At 77.6% G+C, this 21,970-nt stretch carries 19 protein-coding genes; 18 read left to right on the forward strand and 1 reads right to left on the reverse strand.

The window, feature by feature from the left end; all coding sequences use genetic code 11:
- Positions 1–223: 223 nt before the first annotated feature.
- The 16 genes from Q0848_RS10595 to Q0848_RS10670 all read left to right on the forward strand — a co-directional run bounded on the left by Q0848_RS10595 (position 224) and on the right by Q0848_RS10670 (position 18,318).
- Positions 224–1,831 carry a UDP-N-acetylmuramoyl-L-alanyl-D-glutamate--2,6-diaminopimelate ligase gene (locus tag Q0848_RS10595; protein ID WP_366146539.1) on the forward strand — a complete coding sequence of 536 codons (1,608 nt, stop codon included), beginning with the start codon at positions 224–226 and terminating at the stop codon, positions 1,829–1,831.
- Complete coding sequence (murF, locus tag Q0848_RS10600; protein ID WP_299037313.1) at positions 1,828–3,351, forward strand: UDP-N-acetylmuramoyl-tripeptide--D-alanyl-D-alanine ligase; 1,524 nt, start codon at positions 1,828–1,830, stop codon at positions 3,349–3,351. The genes Q0848_RS10595 and murF overlap by 4 nt, the downstream gene beginning before the upstream one ends.
- Positions 3,345–4,436, forward strand: a complete 1,092-nt coding sequence (gene mraY, locus Q0848_RS10605) for a phospho-N-acetylmuramoyl-pentapeptide-transferase (RefSeq protein WP_299037315.1) — start codon at positions 3,345–3,347, stop codon at positions 4,434–4,436. Before murF ends, mraY begins: the two co-directional genes overlap by 7 nt.
- A gap of 80 nt (positions 4,437–4,516) precedes the next feature.
- Positions 4,517–6,025, forward strand: coding sequence for a UDP-N-acetylmuramoyl-L-alanine--D-glutamate ligase (murD, locus tag Q0848_RS10610; RefSeq protein ID WP_366146540.1), 1,509 nt, complete (start codon positions 4,517–4,519; stop codon positions 6,023–6,025).
- 3 nt (positions 6,026–6,028) lie between these two features.
- Positions 6,029–7,402 carry a putative lipid II flippase FtsW gene (gene ftsW, locus Q0848_RS10615; RefSeq protein ID WP_299037319.1) on the forward strand — a complete coding sequence of 458 codons (1,374 nt, stop codon included), beginning with the start codon at positions 6,029–6,031 and terminating at the stop codon, positions 7,400–7,402.
- A 128-nt stretch (positions 7,403–7,530) separates the two neighbouring features.
- Positions 7,531–8,583 carry a UDP-N-acetylglucosamine--N-acetylmuramyl-(pentapeptide) pyrophosphoryl-undecaprenol N-acetylglucosamine transferase gene (locus tag Q0848_RS10620; RefSeq protein WP_366146541.1) on the forward strand — a complete coding sequence of 351 codons (1,053 nt, stop codon included), beginning with the start codon at positions 7,531–7,533 and terminating at the stop codon, positions 8,581–8,583.
- Positions 8,584–8,597: 14 nt separating this feature from the next.
- Positions 8,598–10,193, forward strand: coding sequence for a UDP-N-acetylmuramate--L-alanine ligase (gene murC / locus Q0848_RS10625; RefSeq protein WP_299037323.1), 1,596 nt, complete (start codon positions 8,598–8,600; stop codon positions 10,191–10,193).
- Positions 10,190–11,413 carry a cell division protein FtsQ/DivIB gene (locus Q0848_RS10630; RefSeq protein ID WP_299037325.1) on the forward strand — a complete coding sequence of 408 codons (1,224 nt, stop codon included), beginning with the start codon at positions 10,190–10,192 and terminating at the stop codon, positions 11,411–11,413. The genes murC and Q0848_RS10630 overlap by 4 nt, the downstream gene beginning before the upstream one ends.
- A 481-nt stretch (positions 11,414–11,894) precedes the next feature.
- A complete protein-coding gene (ftsZ, locus tag Q0848_RS10635; RefSeq protein WP_299037327.1) occupies positions 11,895–13,178 on the forward strand; it encodes a cell division protein FtsZ in 1,284 nt (427 codons plus the stop codon).
- A gap of 59 nt (positions 13,179–13,237) precedes the next feature.
- Complete coding sequence (locus tag Q0848_RS10640; protein WP_299037329.1) at positions 13,238–14,098, forward strand: polyphenol oxidase family protein; 861 nt, start codon at positions 13,238–13,240, stop codon at positions 14,096–14,098.
- 113 nt (positions 14,099–14,211) lie between these two features.
- Positions 14,212–14,901, forward strand: a complete 690-nt coding sequence (locus Q0848_RS10645) for a YggS family pyridoxal phosphate-dependent enzyme (protein ID WP_366146542.1) — start codon at positions 14,212–14,214, stop codon at positions 14,899–14,901.
- Positions 14,902–14,986: 85 nt separating this feature from the next.
- On the forward strand, positions 14,987–15,535 hold the full coding sequence (sepF, locus tag Q0848_RS10650) for a cell division protein SepF (protein WP_299037333.1): 549 nt from the start codon (positions 14,987–14,989) through the stop codon (positions 15,533–15,535).
- A gap of 6 nt (positions 15,536–15,541) precedes the next feature.
- Positions 15,542–15,841 (forward strand): YggT family protein, encoded by a 300-nt coding sequence (locus Q0848_RS10655; RefSeq protein ID WP_299037335.1) that lies wholly within the window; start codon positions 15,542–15,544, stop codon positions 15,839–15,841.
- Between the two features lie 125 nt (positions 15,842–15,966).
- Positions 15,967–16,638, forward strand: a complete 672-nt coding sequence (locus Q0848_RS10660; RefSeq protein WP_299037337.1) for a DivIVA domain-containing protein — start codon at positions 15,967–15,969, stop codon at positions 16,636–16,638.
- Between the two features lie 110 nt (positions 16,639–16,748).
- Entirely contained in the window at positions 16,749–17,402 is a 654-nt protein-coding gene (gene lspA / locus Q0848_RS10665; protein WP_299037339.1) for a signal peptidase II, read from the forward strand.
- A gap of 10 nt (positions 17,403–17,412) precedes the next feature.
- Complete coding sequence (locus Q0848_RS10670; RefSeq protein WP_366146543.1) at positions 17,413–18,318, forward strand: RluA family pseudouridine synthase; 906 nt, start codon at positions 17,413–17,415, stop codon at positions 18,316–18,318.
- 157 nt (positions 18,319–18,475) lie between these two features.
- Here Q0848_RS10670 and Q0848_RS10675 read toward each other — a convergent pair whose 3' ends face one another.
- Positions 18,476–20,188 carry an SLC13 family permease gene (locus tag Q0848_RS10675; RefSeq protein ID WP_299037343.1) on the reverse strand — a complete coding sequence of 571 codons (1,713 nt, stop codon included), beginning with the start codon at positions 20,186–20,188 and terminating at the stop codon, positions 18,476–18,478.
- A 143-nt stretch (positions 20,189–20,331) separates the two neighbouring features.
- On the opposite strand from Q0848_RS10675, the gene Q0848_RS10680 reads away from it, so the two are divergent.
- Both Q0848_RS10680 and Q0848_RS10685 read left to right on the forward strand, forming a co-directional pair.
- Positions 20,332–20,670: a hypothetical protein gene (locus tag Q0848_RS10680; RefSeq protein WP_299037345.1), complete on the forward strand. Its 339-nt coding sequence runs from the start codon at positions 20,332–20,334 to the stop codon at positions 20,668–20,670.
- Between the two features lie 91 nt (positions 20,671–20,761).
- The gene (locus Q0848_RS10685; protein WP_299037347.1) at positions 20,762–21,814 is read left to right on the forward strand and encodes a S66 peptidase family protein; all 1,053 of its coding nucleotides are present in this window, start codon (positions 20,762–20,764) and stop codon (positions 21,812–21,814) included.
- Positions 21,815–21,970: the final 156 nt, after the last annotated feature.

Below are 21,970 nucleotides of genomic sequence, written 5' to 3' on the forward strand. Positions count from 1 at the left end.
GCCCCACCCGACCGGCCCCGCTCCGACCGACCCGGCTCCGACGGACCCCGACGGGATCGACCCCGACCCGACCGACCCGGGCCCGACCGACCCCGGTCCCGGCGGCGGCTCCGGGCCTGGTGGCTCGGGTCCTGGTGCCTCCGGTCCCGGTGGCTCGGGGACGACGGTGACGGGCCGGGGTGCGCAGGGTCCCGCGGTGGCCCTGGACGACCTCGTCGCGGTCCTGCCCGGTGCCCGGGTCACCGGGGACGCCGCGGGCGTCGTCGTGCGCGGCGCCGTGCTGGACTCGCGCGCCGTGCGCCCGGGCGACCTCTACGCCGCCCTCCCGGGGGCGCGCGCCCACGGGGCGGACTTCACCGCCGCCGCGGTCGCCGCCGGGGCCTCGTGCGTGCTCACCGACCCCCGCGGCGCCGAGCGCGCGGGCGCGCCGGGGGTGCCCGTCGTCGTGGTCGAGGACCCCCGCGCCGTCCTCGGCGACCTGGCCGCGCGCGTGCACGGCACCGGGGTGCACGCGGGGAGCGGGCCCGCCGGCGGCCGTGGCCCGGTGCTGCTCGGCATCACCGGCACCAACGGCAAGACGACCACGGCCTACCTCCTCGAGGGCGCCCTGTCGGCGCTGGGCCGCACGACCGGCCTGGTCGGCACGGTCGAGACGCGCGTCGCGGGGGAGGTCGTCGCGAGCACGCGCACGACGCCCGAGGCGCCGGACCTGCACGCCCTGCTGGCGCGCATGGCGCGGGCCGGCGTGGAGGTCGCGGCCCTCGAGGTGTCCAGCCACGCGCTGGTCCTGCACCGCGTGGACGGCGCGGTGGTCGACGTCGCCGCCTTCACCAACCTGTCCCAGGACCACCTCGACTTCCACGACGACCTCGAGGACTACTTCGCGGCCAAGGCGTCCCTCTTCACGCCGCAGCGCGCGCGGCGGGGCGTCGTCGTCGTCGACGACGCCTGGGGCCGGCGGCTGGCGGCCACGGCCTCGGTGCCCGTGGTGACGGTGGCCACGGCGCCCGGGCAGGACGCGGACTGGACGGCGCGCGACCTCGTGGTCGAGGGGACCGGCACCCGCTTCGTGCTCGTCGGCCCGGACGGGCGTCGCCTCGACCTGCGCGCCCCGCTGCCCGGCGCCTTCAACGTCGCCAACACGGCGCTCGCGGCGGTCGTGCTCCTCGAGGCGGCCCCCCTGCTCGAGGGCGGGACGAGCGCCGAGGACGTCGCCGCGGGGCTCGCCCGCGCGGGGGCGGTGCCCGGGCGGCTGGAGGTCGTGGCTCCCCCCGGCGCGCCGGACGGCGGCGCGCCGGACGGGCGCGCCCCCGGTGAGGGCCCGCCCCGCGTCCTCGTGGACTACGCGCACACGCCCGACGCGGTCGCGGCGGCGCTGGCCGCCGTGCGCCCCAGCACCACCGGCCGCCTCGTCGTCGTGCTGGGCGCGGGCGGCGACCGCGACCGCAGCAAGCGCGGGCCCATGGGCGCCGCCGCGGCCCGGCACGCCGACGTCGTCGTCGTCACCGACGACAACCCGCGCTCGGAGGACCCCGCGGCCGTCCGGGCCGCCGTCCTCGCTGGCGCCACCGCGCCGGGGCCGGAGTCGTCCGGGCGGGCGGCGCCGCAGGTGCTCGAGGTCGCCGACCGGGCGAGCGCCATCCGCGCCGCGCTCGACGCCGCGGGCCCCGGCGGCACGGTGCTGGTGGCCGGCAAGGGCCACGAGCGCGGCCAGGAGGTCGCCGGCGTGGTCCACCCCTTCGACGACCGGGACGAGGTCCGCGCGGCCCTGGCCGCCGCGGCGCGGGCCGCTGCGGTCCAGGCCGCCCCGGACGAGAGCGAGAGCGCATGATCCCCCTGTCCCCGCAGCGCCTGGCCGAGGTCGTCGGGGGGGTGCTGCACGCCCCCGACGACGAGGGCGCCGCCCTGCCCGAGGTCACCGGACCCGCGGCCACCGACTCGCGCGAGGTGGTCCCCGGCGGCCTGTTCGTGGCCCGCGCCGGCGAGCAGGCGGACGGCCACGACTTCGTGGCGGCCGCGCACGCGGCGGGCGCCGCCGCCAGCCTCGTCGCGCGTCCCGTCGCCGGCGCCGACGGGGCCCTGCTCGGCCCCCAGGTGGTCGTCCCCGACGTGCAGGTCGCCTTCGAGGCCCTCGCGCACCGGGCCGTGGCCGCGCTGAAGGACCGCGGGGCGGTCGTCGTCGGCGTCACCGGCAGCGCCGGGAAGACCACGACGAAGGACCTGCTGGCCGCGCTGCTCGCCGAGCTCGGCCCCACGACCGCGACGCCGAGGTCCTACAACGGCGAGGTCGGACTGCCCCTGACGGTGCTGTCGGCCGACGAGCGCACCCGTCACCTGGTGCTGGAGATGGGCGCGCGCGGCGTCGGCCACATCGCGGCCCTGTGCCGGGTCGCGCCGCCGGACGTCGCCGTCGTCCTCAACGTCGGCTCCGCGCACGTCGGGGAGTTCGGGTCGGTCGACGCCGTGGAGCGCGCCAAGGGCGAGCTGCCCGAGGCCGTCGGCGAGGGCGGGGCCGTGGTCCTGGACGTCGACGACGAGCGGGTGGCCCGCATGGCCGGCCGCACGCGCGGCGCCGTCCTCCCCGTCCGCGCGAGCGGCTCCGGCGAGGGCGCCGCGGTCTGGGCGCAGGACGTCGACCTCGACGCCGGCGGCCGTGCGGTCTTCCGCCTGCGCTCCCGCCTCGGGGCGCCCGAGGGCGCCGAGCCGCGCGAGGCCCGCGTGGCGCTGCGCCTGGTGGGCGAGCACCACGTCGCCAACGCCGTGGCCGCCGCCGCGGTGGCCCTGCACCTGGGCCTCGCGCTGGACCGGGTGGCGTCGGTGCTGTCCACCACGGCCGCGGCCAGCCGCTTCCGGATGGAGGTCGTGGAGCGCTCCGACGGCGTCACCGTCGTCAACGACGCCTACAACGCCAACCCCGAGTCGGTGCGCGCGGCGCTGAAGGCCCTGGTGTCGCTGCGGCGCGGGCCGGACGGCCGCGAGCGCCGCACCTGGGCCGTGCTGGGCGAGATGCTCGAGCTCGGCGACGCGAGCACGACCGAGCACGAACTGGTCGGGCGCCTCGCGGTGCGACTGAACGTCTCCCACCTCGTCGCCGTCGGGCCGGGCGCCCGCGCCGTGCACTCCGGCGCCCAGCACGAGGGCTCCTGGGGCGACGAGGCGGTCCACGTCGCCGACGCGGGCGAGGCGCTCGCGCTCCTGCGCGAGGAGCTGCGACCGGGCGACGTCGTCCTCGTGAAGTCCTCGAACGCGGCCGGCCTCCGCGCCCTCGGCGAGCAGCTGGTGGCCGACGCGCCGCCCACGGCGGCGAGCCCCTCCGCGACGACGGCGGGGGAGGGGGCCGCCCCGTGCTGACCGTCCTCGTCGCCGCGGCGCTCGCCCTGGTGCTCTCCCTGCTCGGCACGCCCGTCTTCATCCGGTGGCTCGTGCGCCAGGGCTACGGCCAGTTCATCCGCGACGACGGCCCCACCTCGCACAAGACCAAGCGCGGCACCCCCACCATGGGCGGCGTCGTCATCGTCGCCGCGACGGTGCTCGCCTACCTCGTGGCGCACCTGGTGACGCTCGACGCGCCGACGGCGTCGGGGCTGCTCGTGCTGCTGCTCATGACCGGTCTGGGGGTCGTGGGCTTCCTGGACGACTACATCAAGATCTCCAAGCAGCGCAGCCTGGGCCTGCGGAGCCTGCCCAAGCTGCTCGGGCAGATCGCGGTGGCGGTGGTCTTCGCCGTCCTCGCGCTCCAGTTCCCCAACGAGCGCTTCCGCACGCCGGCCTCGACGAGCATCAGCTTCATCCGCGACACCGGGATCGACCTCGCCTTCGCGGGTGCGCTCGTCGGCACGGTGCTGTTCGTCCTCTGGGCGCTGCTCATGGTCGCGGGCGCGAGCAACGGGGTGAACCTCACCGACGGGCTCGACGGCCTGGCGACCGGCGCCACCACCGCCGTCGCCGGGTCCTACCTGCTCATCGGGGTCTGGCAGTCCAACCAGAGCTGCCAGGTCGTGGCCGCGGCGGGGCCGAACTGCTACGAGGTGCGCGACCCCCGCGACCTCGCCGTCGTCGCCGCCGCGCTCATGGGGGCCTGCTTCGGCTTCCTGTGGTGGAACGCCTCGCCCGCCAAGATCTTCATGGGCGACACCGGCTCCCTCGCGCTCGGCGGCGCGCTGGCCGGTCTCGCGATCCTGTCGCGCACGGAGCTGCTGCTGGTCCTGCTGGGCGGCCTCTTCGTCATCATCACGCTGTCCGTGGTCATCCAGGTCGGCTCCTTCAAGCTCACCGGCAGACGGGTCTTCCGCATGGCGCCCCTGCAGCACCACTTCGAGCTCGCCGGCTGGGCCGAGGTGACCATCGTCATCCGCTTCTGGATCGTCGCGGTGCTCTTCGCGGCCCTGGGGCTCGGCATCTTCTACGCCGAGTGGGTCGTGGGGACGGGCCTGTGAGCTCGCCGGAGCGAGCGGGCGCCCAGCTCGAGACCCCGCGCACGGCCGCCCTCGTCGACGCCGGCTCGGAGTGGGCCGGGCTGCGGGTCGTCGTCGCGGGCCTCGGCACCTCGGGCTTCGCCGCGGCCGACGCCCTCGCCCAGCGCGGGGCGCGCGTGCTCGTCGTCGACGCGCGCGACGGCGACGACGAGCGGGAGAAGGCGCGCGTCCTGGACGTCATGGACGTCCGCGCCGCGCTCGGGGCCGACGCGGCAGCCGCTCTGGGCGGCGACCTCCCGCAGGTCGACGGCGCGGCGGCGGACCTCGTCGTCACCTCGCCCGGGTGGCGGCCCACCGCCCCCCTGCTGGCGGCGGCCGCCGCGGCCGGCGTCCCCGTGTGGGGCGACGTCGAGCTGGCCTGGCGCCTGCAGCCGGCCACCGGCCGCGCGCCCTGGCTGGCGATCACGGGCACCAACGGCAAGACGACGACGACGCGGATGCTCGCGGCGATGCTCTCGGCCGCGGGGCTGCGGACCGCCGCCGTCGGCAACGTGGGCGTCCCGGTGCTGCACGCCGTCGTGGACCCGGTGCCCTACGACGTCCTCGCCGTGGAGCTCTCCAGCTACCAGCTGCACTGGTCCTCCTCGATCGCGGCGCAGTCGGCGGCCGTGCTCAACCTGGCGCCGGACCACCTGGACTGGCACGGCGGCATGGACGCGTACGCGGGCGCCAAGGGCCGCATCTACGAGGGCGTCGAGCGCGCGTGCGTCTACAGCGTCGCGGACCCGGCCACGGAGGCGCTCGTGCGCGAGGCCGACGTGGTCCAGGGCGCCCGCGCGATCGGCGTCACCCTGGGCGTCCCGGCGATCGGCATGCTCGGCGTCGTCGAGGACGTCCTGGCCGACCGGGCCTTCGTGGAGGGGCGGGCGGACTCGGCGGCCGAGCTCGGCACGCTCGAGGACCTCCTCGGCGCCTCGGGGGGCACCGGTCCGGCCCCGCACGTCGTGGAGGACGCGCTCGCGGCCGCGGCGCTGGCCCGCTCCCACGGGGTGGAGCCGGCCGCGGTGCGCGCCGCGCTGCGCGGGTACCGCCCGGACGCGCACCGCATCGCCCTCGTCGGCGAGGCCGGCGGCGTGCGTTGGGTGGACGACTCCAAGGCCACCAACCCCCACGCGGCGTCGGCCTCCCTGACGGCGTACGACCCCGTGGTGTGGGTCGCCGGAGGGCTGCCGAAGGGCGCCGTCTTCGACGAGCTCGTCGCACGGCACGCCGCCCGCCTGCGCGCGGTGGTGCTGGTCGGCGTCGACCGCGAGCCGCTGCGCGGGGCGCTGCGGCGACACGCCCCCGAGGTCCCCGTCGTCGAGGTCGAGGAGCCCGAGACTGCGGCCGTGGCAGACCTCGCAGCGGCCGGTGGCGCGCCCCTCACGGGGCGCGCGGTGATGGAGCGCGCCGTCGCGCTGGCGGGCGAGCTCGCCCGGCCCGGCGACGTCGTCCTGCTGGCGCCCGCCAGCGCCTCCATGGACCAGTTCACCGACTACGGCGCGCGCGGCGACGCCTTCGCCGCCGCGGTCCGCGGCCGGATCGCCGGCGCCGCGGGCGGGGGGCGCTGAGCCGTGGCCACCCGCACCCCCGCGCCCCGCACGTCCGCCGCGGCCCCGGGCCGGGTCCCGCGCCAGGAGGCGCGCGGCGCCGGCGCGCACCCGACGACGGCGCCGCGCGGCGGCGTCCGCGGCGCGCTCGGGCGCGCCGGCGAGGCGGTGTCCGCGTGGGTCGCGCGCGCCGACACCCCGGCCACGAGCTTCTACCTGCTCGCCGTGACGACGGGCGTCCTCGTCGTGCTCGGCCTGGTCATGGTCCTGTCCAGCTCCAGCGTCGAGTCGCTCCAGGCGGGCCTGTCGCCCTTCGCCCAGTTCACGCGGCAGCTGCTCTTCGCCGCGTTCGGCCTGCCCATGGCGTACGCGGCCTCCCACGTGCCGGTGCGGGTGTGGAAGAGGGTCGCGTGGCCGGCCGTCGCGCTGGCCGCGGTGCTGCAGCTCCTCGTCTACACGCCGCTGGGCTACGGGTCCGGCGGCAACCGCAACTGGGTCTCCTTCGGCCCGCTCAACGTCCAGCCGGCCGAGTTCGTCAAGCTGGCGCTCGCCGTCTGGTGCGCCGCCGTGCTGGTCCGCAAGGCGCCGCTGCTGCGCGACTGGAGGCACGTCGTCGTCCCCGTCGTCCCGGTGGCCGGCGGCCTCCTCGGCCTGGTCCTGCTCGGCCGTGACCTCGGCACCGGGATGGTCGTCATGCTCGTCATCGCGGCCGCCCTGTGGGTCGCCGGGGTGCCGCTGAAGATCCTGCTCTGGCCGGCCGCGGGGCTGGTCGCGGTCGCCGCCGTGCTCGTCGTGACGAGCCAGAACCGCATGAGCCGGATCGGGGACTTCCTCTCGGGCGACTGCGACCCGCAGGGCGGCTGCTACCAGTCGGCGCACGGCCTCATGGCCCTCGCCGGCGGGGGGATCACCGGGCTCGGGCTCGGCTCGAGCCGGGAGAAGTGGTCCTACCTGCCCGAGGCGCACAACGACTTCATCTTCTCGATCATCGGCGAGGAGCTCGGCCTGCTCGGCACCCTGCTGGTGCTCGTCCTGTTCGGCGCCCTCGCCGTCGGCTGCATGCGCGTCATCCGGCGGCACGAGGACCCGTTCGCCAAGATCGTGACCGCCGGCGTCATGGCCTGGGTGGTGGGCCAGGCGCTGGTCAACATGGGGGTGGTCCTCGGCCTCGTGCCGGTGATCGGCGTGCCGCTGCCCCTCGTCAGCGCCGGAGGGTCCGCGCTCGTGGCGACGCTGCTGGCCCTCGGCGTCGTGCTCTCCTTCGCGCGCAGCGAGCCCGGCGCCCCCGCGCTGCTCGCGACGCGGGCCGGGGTGGTCCGCCGCTCGCTCGTGGTCGCGGCGTCGCCGCTGGCCCGGCGCGGGGCCCGCCGCCGCGGCGACGCGCGGGGCGCCCGGTGACCGCTCCGGAGGGTCTCGCGGGCGGCCCGGCCGCCGAGCCGGCGGCACCCCCGCGCGCGGACGGCGCCCGGGGGCGCCCGCCGTCGGTGCTGCTCGCCGGGGGCGGGACGGCCGGCCACGTGAACCCCATGCTGGCCCTGGCCGACGCCCTGCGCCGGCGCCACTCCGACGCCTCCCTGCTCGCGCTGGGCACCGAGGCCGGCCTGGAGTCCCGCCTCGTCCCCGCGCGCGGCTACGAGCTCGCGATCGTCCCGCGGGTGCCGCTGCCCCGCCGTCCCTCGCCCGCGCTGCTGTCGCTGCCCGGGCGCCTGCGCGCCGCCGTCGTCGCCGCGGACCGGGCCATCGCCGCCTGCGGGCCGCACGGCGCCGACGTCGTCGTCGGGATGGGCGGCTACGTCGCGGTCCCGGCCTACCTGGCCGCCCGCCGGCGGGGCGTGCCGGTGGTGGTCCACGAGCAGAACGCGAGCCCCGGGATCGCCAACCGCCTGGGCGCCCGACTCACCCGGCACGTCGCCACGACCTTCCCCGGCACCCCGCTGCGCGGCGCCGTGCGGGTCGGGCTCCCCATGTCGCCCGCGCTCGCGCACCTCGACCGGGCCGCGGTGCGCGCGGAGGCGGTCGAGCACTTCGGGCTCGACCCCGCCCGTCCCACCCTGCTCGTCGTCGGCGGCTCGCTGGGCGCCCAGCGGCTCAACGAGGCCGTCGCGGGGGCCTGGTCGGACGTCGCCGCGGCGGGCGTCCAGGTGCTGCACCTGACCGGCGCCGGCAAGGTCGTCCCCCGGGCCGACGGGGGAGAGGGGTCGGGAGGACCGGTGCACCGCGTGCTGGAGTACAGCGACCGGATGGACCTCGCCTACGCGGCGGCCGACGCCGCCCTGTGCCGCTCCGGCGCGGGCACCGTCTGCGAGGTCAGCGCCGTGGGGCTGCCGGCGGCGTTCGTCCCGCTGCCCGTCGGCAACGGCGAGCAGCGCCGCAACGCCCAGCCGGTCGTCGCCGCCGGCGGGGCCCTGCTCGTGTCCGACGCCGACCTCGACGCCGCGTGGCTGCGGCACGAGCTGCTCCCGCTCCTGCTCGACCCGCCGCGGCTCGCCTCGATGGCGGCGGCCGCGCAGGCCAGCGCCGTCCGGGACGCCGACGAGCGGCTCGCCGACCTCGTGCTCGCCGCGGCGGTCGGCTCGTGAGCCTCCGGTCGCCCGTGGTGGACGGCCCCCCCGGCGTCGAGGACCTCCTCGGCGGCGACGTGCCGCTCGCCTTCGACGTCACCGAGCCCGTGCCGGCCGCCGCCGACCTCGGCGGGGTCCACCTCGTGGGCGTCGGCGGCGTCGGCATGTCCGGCATCGCCCGGGTCCTGCTGGCCCGGGGGCTGCGGGTGAGCGGCAGCGACGCGAAGGACGTGCCCGTGCTCGCCGCGCTGCGCGCCGTCGGCGGGCGGGTCGCCGCCGGCTTCGACCCCGCGCGCCTGGAGGGGGCCGGCACGGTGGTGGCCGGCTCGGCGATCCGGGCCGACAACCCCGAGCTCGTGGCCGCCCGCGAGCAGGGCCTGCGCGTGCTGCACCGCTCGCAGGGCCTGCAGGCGCTCATGGCCGACCGCCGCGCGGTCGCCGTGGCCGGGACCAACGGCAAGACGACGACGACCTCCATGCTCGTCGTGGCCCTGCAGCACGCGGGGCTGGACCCCTCCTTCGCCGTCGGGGGGGAGCTGACCGGCGCCGGCACGAACGCCCACGACGGCACCGGCGACCTCTTCGTCGCCGAGGCCGACGAGTCGGACGCCTCGTTCCTCGTCTACGCCCCCGAGCTGACCGTCGTGACGAACGTGCAGCCCGACCACCTCGACCACTACGGCGACGCCCGCACCGTCGAGCGCGCGTTCGGCGCCCTCGCGCGGCGGGTGCGCCCGGGCGGGGTGCTCGTCGTGTGCGCCGACGACCCCGGTGCCGCCCGCCTCGGCGACGCCGTGGTCCGCGCGGGCGAGCGGGAGCCGGGCGCGTGGCCCCGGGTGGTGACCTACGGCCTGTCCGCCGGGGCGGACGTCCGCCTCGAGGACCTCGCGCCCGTCGGCGGGAGCATCTCCTTCTCCCTCGTGGACGCGGGCCGGCGGGTGGGCGCCGTGCACCTGGCCGTCCCGGGCGTCCACAACGCGCTCGACGCGGCGGCGGCCTACACGGCGGCCACGCGGCTCGGCGTCGACCCGGGCACCGCCGTCGCCGGGCTGGAGCGGTTCACGGGCACGCGGCGGCGCTTCGAGGACCGGGGGCGCGCCGGCGGCGTCCGCGTCTACGACGACTACGCGCACAACCCCGCGAAGGTCGCGGCCGCCGTGGCCACCGGCCGGCAGGTGGCGGGGGAGGGGCGGCTCGTCGCCGTCTTCCAGCCCCACCTCTACAGCCGCACCCTCGACTTCGCGGCGGAGTTCGGCACCGCCCTCGGCGCGGCCGACGAGGTCGTCGTGATGGACGTCTACGCGGCGCGGGAGGACCCGGTGCCCGGGGTGACGGGCGGCCTCGTCGCGCGGGCCGTGCCCCTGCCGGGCGACCGGGTGGTCTACGTGCCGTCCTGGGGCGACGTCGCCCGCGAGGCCGTCCGTCGCGCCCGGCCCGGGGACCTCGTGCTCACCATCGGCGCCGGGGACGTGACGATGGTCGCCCGCGAGGTCCTCGGCGAGCTCGAGCGACGGGACCCCGACGGCACGGCGCCTGGTGGCGGGTCCCCTGCCGGCGGGTCCGCTGACCGCGGGCCGGGGCACGACGGCGGAGAGACCGAGGTCCGCGGCGGGGCAGGGGCGGCGTGAGCCGCCGACCGCTCGCGCCGCGCTCGCGGCCCGCGCCGCCGGAGCCCCGGGCGCCGCAGCCCGCTGACCACGAGGACCTAGCCGACCACGAGGACCTGGCCGACCACGAGGACCTCGCTGACCACGACGACCTCCGGACCTCCGGCGCCCCGCGCCGGGACGCGGCGGAGCCCGGCCTGCTCGCGCCCGGCGACCGGGGCGACGGGGCGCCGGTCCGCGACGGGCGCAGCGCGGGCGGGGACCCCGCGTCGCCGGCGGTCGCGCACGACGGCGGGCACCAGCCGGGCGGCGCGTCGGCCTCCGGCGTCCGGCCGTCGCCGGGTGGTCCGCCCTCGCGGCTCCGGGCCGGGGCCTCGCCCGCCGTCCCCGGCCGCCCGGCCGCGCCGGGTGCCGTGCACCTGCGCCGCTCCTCGCCGCGCTCGAGCGCGGCACCCTCCGGGCAGGCGCCCTCAGCCGTCCTGCGCGTCCCCCGGCGAGCGGGAGCGACCGGGGGCAGCACCCCGGACACGGCTCGGCGCTTCGCCGAGCGGTCGCGCCGTCGTCGGCGCAGCGCCCTGGCGCCGGTGCTCGCCGGCCTGGCCGCGCTCCTCGTGGTCGCGGGCCTCGCCTACGTCGTCCTCTGGTCGCCGCTGCTGGAGGTGCGCGAGGTCGGGGTGGTCGGTCTCGAGCGCCTGGACCGCCAGGTCGTCGCCGACGTGGTCGACCCCGCCCGCGGCACCCCGCTGGCGCGCGTGGACACGGGGTCGCTGGAGGAGCGCCTCGAGGCCGTCCCCCTCGTGGACTCCGTCGTCGTGGCGCGCGCGTGGCCCTCGAGGCTCGAGGCGCGCGTCGTCGAGCGGGTGCCGGTGGCCGCCGTGGCCGCGCCCGAGGGGGGCTTCGGCGTGGTGGACCGCACCGGCCTCACGCTCTTCACCACCCCCGACGCACCGGTGGACGTCCCGCTGGTCGAGGTGGACCTCGCCGCCGCGGGGCCCGCGACGGTGGAGGCGGTGACGCAGGTGCTCGACGAGCTGCCGCCCGCGCTGCGCGCCGAGGTGGCCACGGCCGGCGGCACGAGCCGCGACGACGTGATGCTGGACCTGCGCTCGGGCGCCCGGGTCGCGTGGGGCGGGGCGGAGAGCACGCCCCTGAAGGCGGACGTGCTCACCGCGCTGCTGCAGCGCCCGGCCGCCGTCTACGACGTCAGCGTCCCCGAGGCACCCGTCACCCGCGCGGGCTGACCCGCGGCGGCACCGCCCCGCAGGACCCGGGCCGCCGCCCGTGCCGGAGGTCGGCGCGCCGCACGGGGGTCGTCGCCCCTCTCGGCACGCACACGCATGCGCGTGCGACCCGGTCCGCGAGCCGCGTCCCCGTCAGCCACCCCCGCCGGCGACCCGCAGGCGTGCCCGCCCGGCCGGATCCAGACGTCGGTGTGCGCCGGCGCCGTGCGCCACGTGCACCCCGCGCCGGCGGAGCCCTCGTCCACGCACGAGGGCTGCTCGGCCCCGGAGGGCGACCCGCTCACGCGGCGATGACGCCGGTCCGGACACCCCCGGGTCGGCGGTTCCCGGCGTGTTCCCGGCGCGGCGGTCGACAGCGCCGTCCTACGGGTCCTACCGTTCAGCCCAGCAGGGACCTGACATAACTATCACCCTCTACCTGAGGGTGAAGGTCTCGGGACGCACGGCACCGGCACGAACACTCCAGCGAAGGGCTCGCCTCGTGGCATCACCGCAGAACTACCTCGCCGTCATCAAGGTCGTCGGCATCGGCGGCGGCGGGGTCAACGCCGTGAACCGGATGATCGACGTGGGCCTCAAGGGCGTCGAGTTCATCGCGGTGAACACCGACGCCCAGGCGCTGCTCATGTCGGACGCCGACGTGAAGCTGGACGTCGGCCGCGAGCTCACGCGCGGCCTCGGCGCGGGCGCGGACCCCGAGGTCGGCCGCAAGGCCGCCGAGGACCACGCCGAGGAGATCGAGGAGGCCCTGCGCGGCGCCGACATGGTCTTCGTCACCGCCGGCGAGGGCGGCGGCACCGGCACCGGCGGGGCCCCCGTGGTGGCGCGCATCGCGCGCGAGCTCGGGGCCCTGACGATCGGCGTGGTGACCCGCCCCTTCACCTTCGAGGGGCGCCGCCGCGCGAACCAGGCCGACAGCGGGATCGAGAGCCTCCGCGAGGAGGTCGACACGCTCATCGTCATCCCCAACGACCGGCTGCTGTCGATCAGCGACCGCGCGGTGAGCATGCTCGACGCCTTCCGCTCGGCGGACCAGGTGCTGCTCTCCGGCGTCCAGGGCATCACCGACCTCATCACCACCCCGGGCCTGATCAACCTCGACTTCGCCGACGTCAAGAGCGTCATGCAGGGCGCGGGCAGCGCCCTCATGGGCATCGGGTCGGCGCGCGGCGACGACCGCGCGGTGCTCGCCTCCGAGGCGGCCATCTCCTCGCCGCTGCTCGAGGCGAGCATCGACGGGGCGCACGGCGTCCTGCTCTCCATCCAGGGCGGGTCCGACCTCGGCCTCTTCGAGATCAACGAGGCCGCGCGGCTGGTGCAGGAGGCCGCCCACCCGGAGGCCAACATCATCTTCGGCGCCGTCATCGACGACGCCCTGGGCGACGAGGTCCGCGTCACGGTCATCGCCGCGGGCTTCGACGGCGGCACGCCGTCGCGCCGCCGCGACGAGCGGGGCGCCGTCCAGGCGGCCCCGGCCCGCCAGCAGCCGGCGCGCGCCGCCGTCCCGCCCCGCCAGCAGCCGGCCCCCGCCGCCGACGACGTCCCCAGCTCGCCGTGGCCGAGCGCCCAGCAGCAGGGCCAGGGGCAGCAGCAGGGCCAGGGGTACTCCTCGGGCCAGCAGCAGGCCCAGCAGGAGCCCGAGGAGGAGGCGGCCGAGGAGCGCGACGAGCGGCCCTCGCCGCAGCCCCTCGACCAGGGGCCGGCGTGGGGCCGCGGGCAGCGCGCGGCCGACGACGACCTCGACGTCCCGGACTTCCTGCGCTGAGCGCAGCCCGCCCCGAGCCCGTGCCCGCAGAGCCCGTGCCAGAGCCCGTGCCAGAGCCCGTGCCAGAGCCCGTGCCCGTGCGGGGGACCGCCCCGGCGCCCCGCAAGACACCGGGGGCGGCTCCCGCGGGCGTGCTCGCCTGGTCCCGCGCCCTGCCCGCCCCCGCCGGGGGGCGGGCGGGGCGCGGTGCTGCGCTCGCCCACACCTCCCGCGCGGGCGGCTCCTGGCGGCCCCCGGGGGCCGGGCCCGTGCCGGGGCCCTACGACGGGCTCGACCTCGCCCTGCACGTCGGGGACGACGAGGCGGCAGTGCGCGCCTCCCGCCGCGCGCTGGCCGAGGACCTCGCGACGCGGGGGGCGCGGGGCGTGCGCTACCTCCAGCAGGTGCACGGCGCCGACGTCGCGCTCGTCACGGCGGACGCCGCCGGGGACGACGCGCCGGACGTGCCCGCCGTCGACGCCGCGGTGACGGCCGCGCCCGGCGTGGTGCTGGCCGTGCTCGTGGCGGACTGCGTCCCGGTGCTCCTCGCGGACCCGGCCGCCGGCGTCGTCGGCGTCGCGCACGCCGGGCGGCGCGGCGCCATCGCCGGGACGGCGCTGCGCGCCGTGGAGGCCATGCGGGAGCTGGGCGCCCGCGAGGTCTCCGCCGTGCTCGGGCCGAGCATCTGCGGCCGCTGCTACGAGGTCCCGGCGGCGCTGCGCGCGCAGGTCGCGGCCCAGGACCCCGTGATGGCGACGACCACGTGGGACGGCGCGCCGGCGCTCGACGTCGCCGCCCTCGTGCTCGAGCAGCTGGTGGGGGCCGGAGTGCGCGCCGAGCAGCTGCCCGGCTGCACCGCCGAGCGCGCCGACCTGTGGTCCTACCGGCGCGACGGCGCCGCCAGCGGCCGCTTCGCCGGCCTGGCGTGGGTGCCGGCGTGAGCGCGGTCGGGGAGGACGGGCCGGACGCCCGCGCCGCGGCGGACGCCCGTGCCGCGGCAGACGCCCGCGCCGCGGCGGACGCCGGCGCCCGCGCCGACGAGCTCGCCGAGGCCCTGGCGGCGCTGCGGCGCCGCGTCGAGGGCGCGTGCGCGGCGGTGGGGCGCGACCCCGCCGGCGTCCAGGTCGTGGTCACCACCAAGACGTTCCCGGCCTCCGACGTCGTGCACCTGGCGGCCCTGGGGGTGCGCGACGTCGGCGAGGCCCGCGAGCAGGAGGCGCGCGCCAAGCGCGCGGAGGTCCTGGAGGCGGCGGGCCGGAGCGCGCTCGACCTCCGCTGGCACTTCCTGGGCCGGCTGCAGCGCAACAAGGCGGGCGCCGTCGCGTCCTGGGCGCACCTGGTGCACTCCTGCGACAGCGAGCGCCTCGCGGACGCGCTCGGCCGGGGCGCCGAGCGCGCCGGCCGCGAGCTGGGCGTGCTCGTGCAGGCCGACCTGGAGGGCGAGGAGGGGGACGCCGGCCGCGGCGGCGCCCCCGCCGGGGAGGTGCCGGCCCTCGCCGACCACGTGGCCGCCGCGCCCGGGCTGCGCCTGGCGGGCCTCATGGCGGTCGCCCCGCGCGGCGCCGACCCCGCGGCGTCCTTCGCCCGCCTGGCGGAGCTGGCGTCGCGCGTGCGCGCCGACCACCCCGGCGCCGACGTGCTGTCGGCGGGCATGAGCGAGGACCTCGAGCAGGCGGTCGCCGCGGGCGCCACGCACCTGCGTGTCGGGCGCGCCGTCCTCGGGGGCCGTCCGCCGACCGGGTAGCGTCCTCCGCGAAGCCCCGCCTGCGGGAAGGGCACCACCAGGCACGCGAGGGCACCGCACGCACAGCGGGCAGCGAGGGAGCGACATGGCAGGCGCGCTGCGCAGGACGATGGTCTACCTCGGCCTGGCGGAGGAGGACCCCCGCGAGGACGAGCTCGACGCCTACGAGGGCGAGGAGCGCCGGGACGAGCGCGAGCCGCAGCGCTCCGTGGAGCGCGCCGGCGCACACCGCGCGCCCGAGCGGACCACCGACCACGAGCCCAGGTCCGAGCACCGGGCCGCCGTCACGCCGATCACCCGGGAGCGCTCCATGTCACGCGTCGTGCCCGAGCCGCTGGGGGGCGACCTCAGCCGCATCACGACCATCCACCCGCGCAGCTACAACGAGGCCAAGGCCATCGGGGAGAGCTTCCGCGAGTCGGTGCCGGTCATCATGAACCTCACCGACATGGACGACGCCGACGCCAAGCGGCTGGTGGACTTCTCCGCCGGGCTGGTGTTCGGGCTGCGGGGCTCGATCGAGCGGGTCACCAGCAAGGTGTTCCTGCTCTCGCCCGCGCACGTCGAGGTCACCGCCGAGCAGGCCACCCCGCAGCGGACGGGCACCTCGAGCTCCTTCTTCAACCAGAGCTAGGGCGCCGTGTCGTTCCTCTTCAGCCTGCTCGCCCTCCTGGTCCTGCTCTACATCGTCGTCCTGCTCGGTCGGCTGGTGCTGGACTGGATCCAGGTCTTCTCGCGCGACTGGCGCCCCTCGGGCTTCGTGCTCGTGGTCGCCGAGGGGGTCTACTCCCTCACCGACCCGCCGCTGCGCGCGCTCCGGCGCGTGATCAAGCCGATCCGGCTCGGGCAGGTCCAGCTCGACCTCGCCTTCATCGTGCTGTTCTTCGGCCTGAGCATCCTGCGCTCGGTGCTGCTCGAGCTCGCGGCGCGGACCGTCTGACCCGGACCCAGGTCCCCGGCGACCCGGTGCGTCGCGGCGGCGGGGGGCCCGGTCCACGCGGTCCGCTACCGTCGTCCCTGCTCACGCGGACGGCGTGGCCCGACCCAGGACAGAGGTGGATGCTCATGGCTCTGACGCCGGAAGCGGTCACGGGGCGCACCTTCACGGTGACCAAGTTCCGTGAGGGCTACGACCAGCACGAGATCGACGACTTCCTCGACGAGGTGGTCACCGAGCTGACCCGGCTCCACTCCGAGAGCGCCCACCTGCGCGAGCAGCTCGCCGCGGCCGAGCGCCGCGCCGACGAGGCCTCCGCGCCGGTCCGGGAGCCCGCCGACGCCGGCGCACCGGTCGCCGCCGCCCCGGTGCCCGTGCAGGTCGCCCCGGCCGACGACCAGCCGGCCCCGGACGTCGAGGCGACCGCCTCCGTGCCCGACAGCGCCGCCGGTGTCCTCGCCCTCGCGCAGCGCCTGCACGAGGAGCACGTGCGCGCCGGCGAGCAGGAGCACGACCGCCTGGTGACCGGCGCCCGCGAGGAGGCGGACCGGCTGGTCGGCGAGGCGCAGGAGCAGCGCCGCACGACGCTCGAGCAGCTCGAGGAGCAGCGCGCGAGCGAGATCGGCGCGCTGGAGCACGAGCGCACCCTGCTGGAGCGCAAGATCGACGAGCTGCGCGGCTTCGAGCGCGAGTACCGCTCCCGGCTGCGCGCCTACCTCGAGACCCAGCTGCGCGACCTCGACGGCACGGCCGCGGTCGTCCCGGGCTCCGAGGGCGCGACCCCGGGCGGCCTCAGCTGACCGCTGACGTCCCGGGCCCCGCGGGCGACGCCGCGCACCCCGCCACCGGGGGGCCGGTCTCGTCGCCGGCGTCCGCCCCGCCGGGTCGCCGCCGGCTCCTCGTCGCGCTCGTGGCGGTCGTCGCCCTCGTGTGGGGGCTCGACCAGCTCACCAAGGTCCTCGCGGTGGACCGCCTCGTGGAGGGGGAGCCGGTCGAGCTGGTCCCCGGCGTGCTCGACCTCTACCTGCTCTACAACCCCGGCGCCGCCTTCTCGCTGGCGACGGGGCTCACGTGGGTCCTCACCCTCGTCGCGGTCGCCGTCGTGGTGGCCGTCGCGCTCATGGCGCGGCGGCTGGGCTCGCGCGCCTGGGCCCTGACCCTGGGGCTGCTGCTCGGCGGCGCCCTGGGCAACCTCACCGACCGCCTCCTGCGGGAGCCGGGCTTCGGCGTCGGCCACGTCGTGGACTTCCTGCGCCTGCCGCGGTGGCCCGTCTTCAACCTGGCCGACACGGCCATCGTCGTCGCCGCCGTCCTCGTCGTGGTGCTGAGCTTCCGCGGCATCGGCGTGGACGGGCGGCGCGACGGGGCGGAGCAGGTGGAGCGGGAGCCCGACCCCACCGGTCGGACGGCTGCCGACGGCGACGTCCCGCCGGCGGCGGGCACCGCCGCCCCCCGCGAGGCCCCTCGGCCGCCGTCGCCGGGGGAGCCGTCGCCGGGAGAGCCCTCGCCAGGGGAGCCGTCGCAGGGAGAGCCGTCGCAGGGGGAGGTGGGGCGCCGTGGGTGAGATCCGCTCGATGCCCGTCCCGGACGGTCTCGCGGGCCAGCGCGTCGACGCCGCCCTGGCGCGCCTGCTGGGCATCTCGCGCTCGCGCGCGGCCGAGGTCGTCGCCGGAGGCGGGGTGCAGGTCGACGGGCGCGAGGTCCTGAAGTCGGAGCGGCTGCCGGAGGGCGGCTGGCTCGAGGTCGAGCTGCCCGACCCGCCGGCGCCGCCGTCCGTCGTGGCCGAGCCCGTGCCGGGCCTGCGCGTCGTCCACGACGACGACGACCTCGTGGTCGTCGACAAGCCCGTCGGCGTCGCGGCGCACCCGAGCCCGGGCTGGACGGGTCCCACCGTCATCGGCGGGCTCGCGGGTGCTGGCTACCGCGTCGCCACGTCCGGCGCCGCCGAGCGCCAGGGCGTCGTCCACCGCCTCGACGTGGGCACCTCCGGGCTGATGGTCGTCGCCAAGAGCGAGCGCGCCTACTCGCTGCTCAAGCAGGCGTTCCGCGACCGGACGGTCGAGAAGACCTACCACGCGCTGGTCCAGGGCCACCCCGACCCGAGCGCGGGCACGATCGACGCGCCGATCGGGCGGCACCCGACCGCGGACCACCGCTTCGCCGTCGTCGAGGGCGGGCGCCCGAGCATCACGCACTACACGACGCTGGAGGCGCACCGGGCGGCGAGCCTGCTCGAGGTGCGCCTGGAGACCGGGCGCACCCACCAGATCCGCGTGCACGTCGCGGCGCTGCGCCACCCGTGCGTGGGCGACCTGACCTACGGGGCGGACCCGACCATCGCCGAGCGGCTGGGGGTGCGGCGGCAGTGGCTCCACGCCCTGCGGCTGGGCTTCGCCCACCCGGGCACGGGGCTGCCGGTCACCTACGAGAGCACCTACCCCGAGGACCTGGCGCGGGCGCTCGAGCGGCTGCGGGACTGACGAGGTCCTCGGTCCGCCGCGGCTCGACGACCCGGGGGCGGGACGAGCAGGGGGCGGACGAGCAGGGGGCGGACGAGCACGGCACGAGCGCCACGACGACGAGCGCCCTCCCACCGCGATGCGGTGGGAGGGCGCTCTCGTCTCGCGGGGTCGGGCGTCAGAAGGACATCCCGAAGGCGAGGCCGCCCAGCAGGTAGGTCGCCAGCGTGATGAGGACGACGCCGACGACGTTGAGCACGATGCCGCCGCGGACCATCTCGCCGATGGTCACCTTGCCCGTCGCGAAGACGATGGCGTTGGGCGGCGTGCCGACGGGCAGCATGAAGGCGCAGGTCGCGGCGAGCGCGGCCGGGATGAGGAGCGTGAGCGAGTCCACGCCGAGGCCGAGCGCCACGCCGCCGAGCACGGGGATGAACGTCGCCGCGGTGGCGGTGTTGCTGGTCACCTCGGTGAGCAGCAGGATCAGCGTCACGACGGCGGCCACGAGCAGGATGAGCGGCAGCCGGCCCAGGGGCTCGACCTGCCCGCCGATCCAGACGTCCAGCCCGCTGGAGGCGACGGCGCCGGCGAGGCTGAGGCCACCGCCGAACAGGAGCAGGACGCCCCAGGGGAGGCCCTTCTGGGCGTCCTCCCAGCCGAGGGTCATCCGCCCGCCGCGCTCGGCGGGGATGAGGAAGAGGGCGAGCCCGGCGGCGATGGCGATGGCCGTGTCGTCCAGCTCGCCGAGCCACGGCGCCGCGTCGCCCAGGCCGGGCACGTTGGACAGCAGGCCCGGGACGATCCACAGGAAGGCCGCGGAGGCGAAGACGGTGAGGACCATCTTCTCGCCGCGGCTCATGGAGCCCATCTCGGCGAGCTGCTCGTCGAGCATCTCGCGACCGCCCGGGATCTCCTCCAGGTCCGAGCGGAACAGCACCCGGGTGATGAGCAGCCAGGCCACGACGACGAACACCGCCGACAGCGGGACGCCGAGCGTCATCCACTGGAGGAAGCCGACGTCCCCGCCCAGCTCGTCGGAGACGTAGCCGGCGACGATGGCGTTCGGAGGGCTGCCGAGCAGGGTCGCCAGGCCGCCGATGGACGCCGCCCAGGCCACGGAGAGGATCAGCCCGACGCCGAAGGTCTTCACGGCCGGGTCGGCGACGGCGTCCGCGATCGAGGTCGTCGAGTCGGCGACGGCGTCCTTCTGGTCCGCGAGGTCCGCCCGCGACCCGGACCCGACGCGGTCGACGACGAGGGTCAGGACGCTCATCGCGATCGGCAGCATCATCAGCGTCGTCGCCGTGTTGGAGACCCACATGCTGAGGAACGCGGTGGAGACCATCATCCCCAGCACGATGCGGCGGGGGTGCGTGCCGAAGGCGCGCAGCGTCAGGAGGGCGATGCGGCGGTGCAGGCCCCACTTCTGCATGGCGATGGCGATGAGGAACCCGCCGAGGAACAGGAACACGATCGGGTTGGCGTAGGGCGCCGTGGCCTCGGCCACCGTGAGCACGCCGAGGACTGGCAGCGCCACGATCGGGACGAGCGCCGTCGCCGACAGGGGGATGGCCTCGGTCATCCACCACGTCGCCATGAGCACCGCCACGGCCGCCGTCACGCGGCCCTCGACCGGGAGGTCGTCGGCACCGCCCAGCAGGACGTAGACGAGGACCGCGAGCACGACCCCGAGGCCGCGCAGCGCCCACGTCCTGCCCGAGGAGCGCCGGGGACCGCCCTCGGTGTCGTCGCCGGGACCGTTGGCGCGGTCGCTCGACCGCCCGCTCGTGTCCGGCCTGCTGCCGCCGGGGCCCGGCGGCGACGGGGTGCCGCCCCGCGCGGAGCCCTCACCGCCCGGCAGCCCCGCTCCTCGTCCTGACGTCGTCGTCATGTCCGCCTCCTCGCGTCCGTGTCGAGGGGCACGGTCGCACAGCCCGGGCCGCGGACGACCGACCAGCACGCCGATGTGGTCCAGGTCGCACGGTCGTCTCGTCCTGGACGCGGTCGTGCGCCGACGACTCCGGCCGCACCGGCGTGGACGTCCTCTTCCAGCGGACCGACCCGATGCTGGTCCACCTCGAGCTGGACCTCTTCTGGTGCTACCGGGGCGCCGCGGACCCGGTCGACGTCGTGCGCGCCGACCCCGGTCGCCTCCGGCAGCGGCACGTCGAGGACCTCGGGCCCTCCGGGTCCTTCGAGGACCTGTGCCGCGGCGTCATCGACCTCGGCCGCGTCTTCGCCAGCAGCGGGCGAGCCGGTGCGGTCGAGCTCGTCGTGGAGCGCGACGACGCCGGCACGGGGTCCCGCCGGTCCGAGCAGGCGCTGGACTCGGCGAGGGTGGGCTTCGAGCTCCTGCGCGCCGTCCGCTCCTGAGCCCACCGACAGGTCCGTCGCGGCGCGCGGGGGTGGTTAGCGGCGCCGGCGGAGGGCCCCCTCCCGCCCCCGCGTGGGGCAGCATCTCCGGGTGAGCATCCGCTTCCCCGCGCCGCTGCGACCGGGCGACGTCGTCGGGGTCACCGCCCCCTCCAGCGGCGTGCCGGCCGACCTGCGTCCGCGCCTGGCGGTCGCCGCGGAGGTCCTGCGCGGCCGAGGGCTCGAGGTCCGCGAGGGCGAGTGCCTGCTCGACCGCCCCGGCGGGTCGACGACCACCAGCGCCCCGGCGGCCGAGCGCGCCGCCGAGCTGCAGGACATGCTGCTCGACCCGGGCGTGCGGGCGGTCGTGCCGCCGTGGGGCGGGGAGCTCGCCGTCGAGGTGCTGCCCCTGCTCGACTGGGACGCCCTCGCCGCGGCCGAGCCGACGTGGCTCGTCGGGTACTCCGACGTCTCCACGCTGACCCTCGCGCTGACGACGAGGCTCGGGTGGGCCTCGGTGCACGGCCAGAACCTCCTGGACACCCCCTACCGGGTGCCCGACCCGCTGCTGCCCTGGCTCGACGTCGTGACCGCGCCCGCCGGCGCCCGGCTCGAGCAGGGCCCGTCCGCGCACCACCGCGAGAGCGGCTGGGACGACTGGGCCGCCGACCCGGGCGTCCGCGAGCGGGTCTACGACCGGGCCGGGACCTGGGAGCTGCTCGACCCGGGCGCCGGGCCGGTGCGGGCCCGGGGCCGCCTGCTCGGCGGGTGCGTCGAGACGACCTCGGTCCTCGCGGGCACCCCCTTCGGCGACGTCGCCGCCTTCGCCGCCGCCCACGCCGACGGCGAGGGGCTCCTGCTGCACCTCGAGGCCGGCGGCGACGGGGCGCTCGACATCGCTCGCGACCTGTGGCGGATGCGCCTCGCCGGCTGGTTCGACGTCGCCGCGGCCGTCCTCGTCGGGCGGACGGCCGCGCCGGACGCGCCTTCCTTCACCCAGCACGACGCCGTCCGCAGCGCCCTGGCCGGGCTCGACGTCCCGGTCGTCACCGGCGTCGACTGCGGCCACCCGCCGCCCCACCTCGCCCTGGTCCAGGGGGCTCCCGCCGAGCTGGTGGTGGACCCGGCGACGGGGGAGCGCTCGCTCGTGCAGCACCTGGCCTGAGTGGCCGGGGCGTCGTGGCAGGACGCCGCCGCGGCGCCCGCGGGCGAGCGGCCGGAGGTGTCGGCGGCCCGACCTAGACTCGTCCGGTCCCGCTCCCGACGGGCGCCCCGGCGCCCCTCGGAAGTGGTGGCGCCCCACCCACCGCCCGACCCGCGC

The organism is uncultured Pseudokineococcus sp., assembly GCF_947495735.1.
Lineage (GTDB): Bacteria > Actinomycetota > Actinomycetes > Actinomycetales > Quadrisphaeraceae > Pseudokineococcus.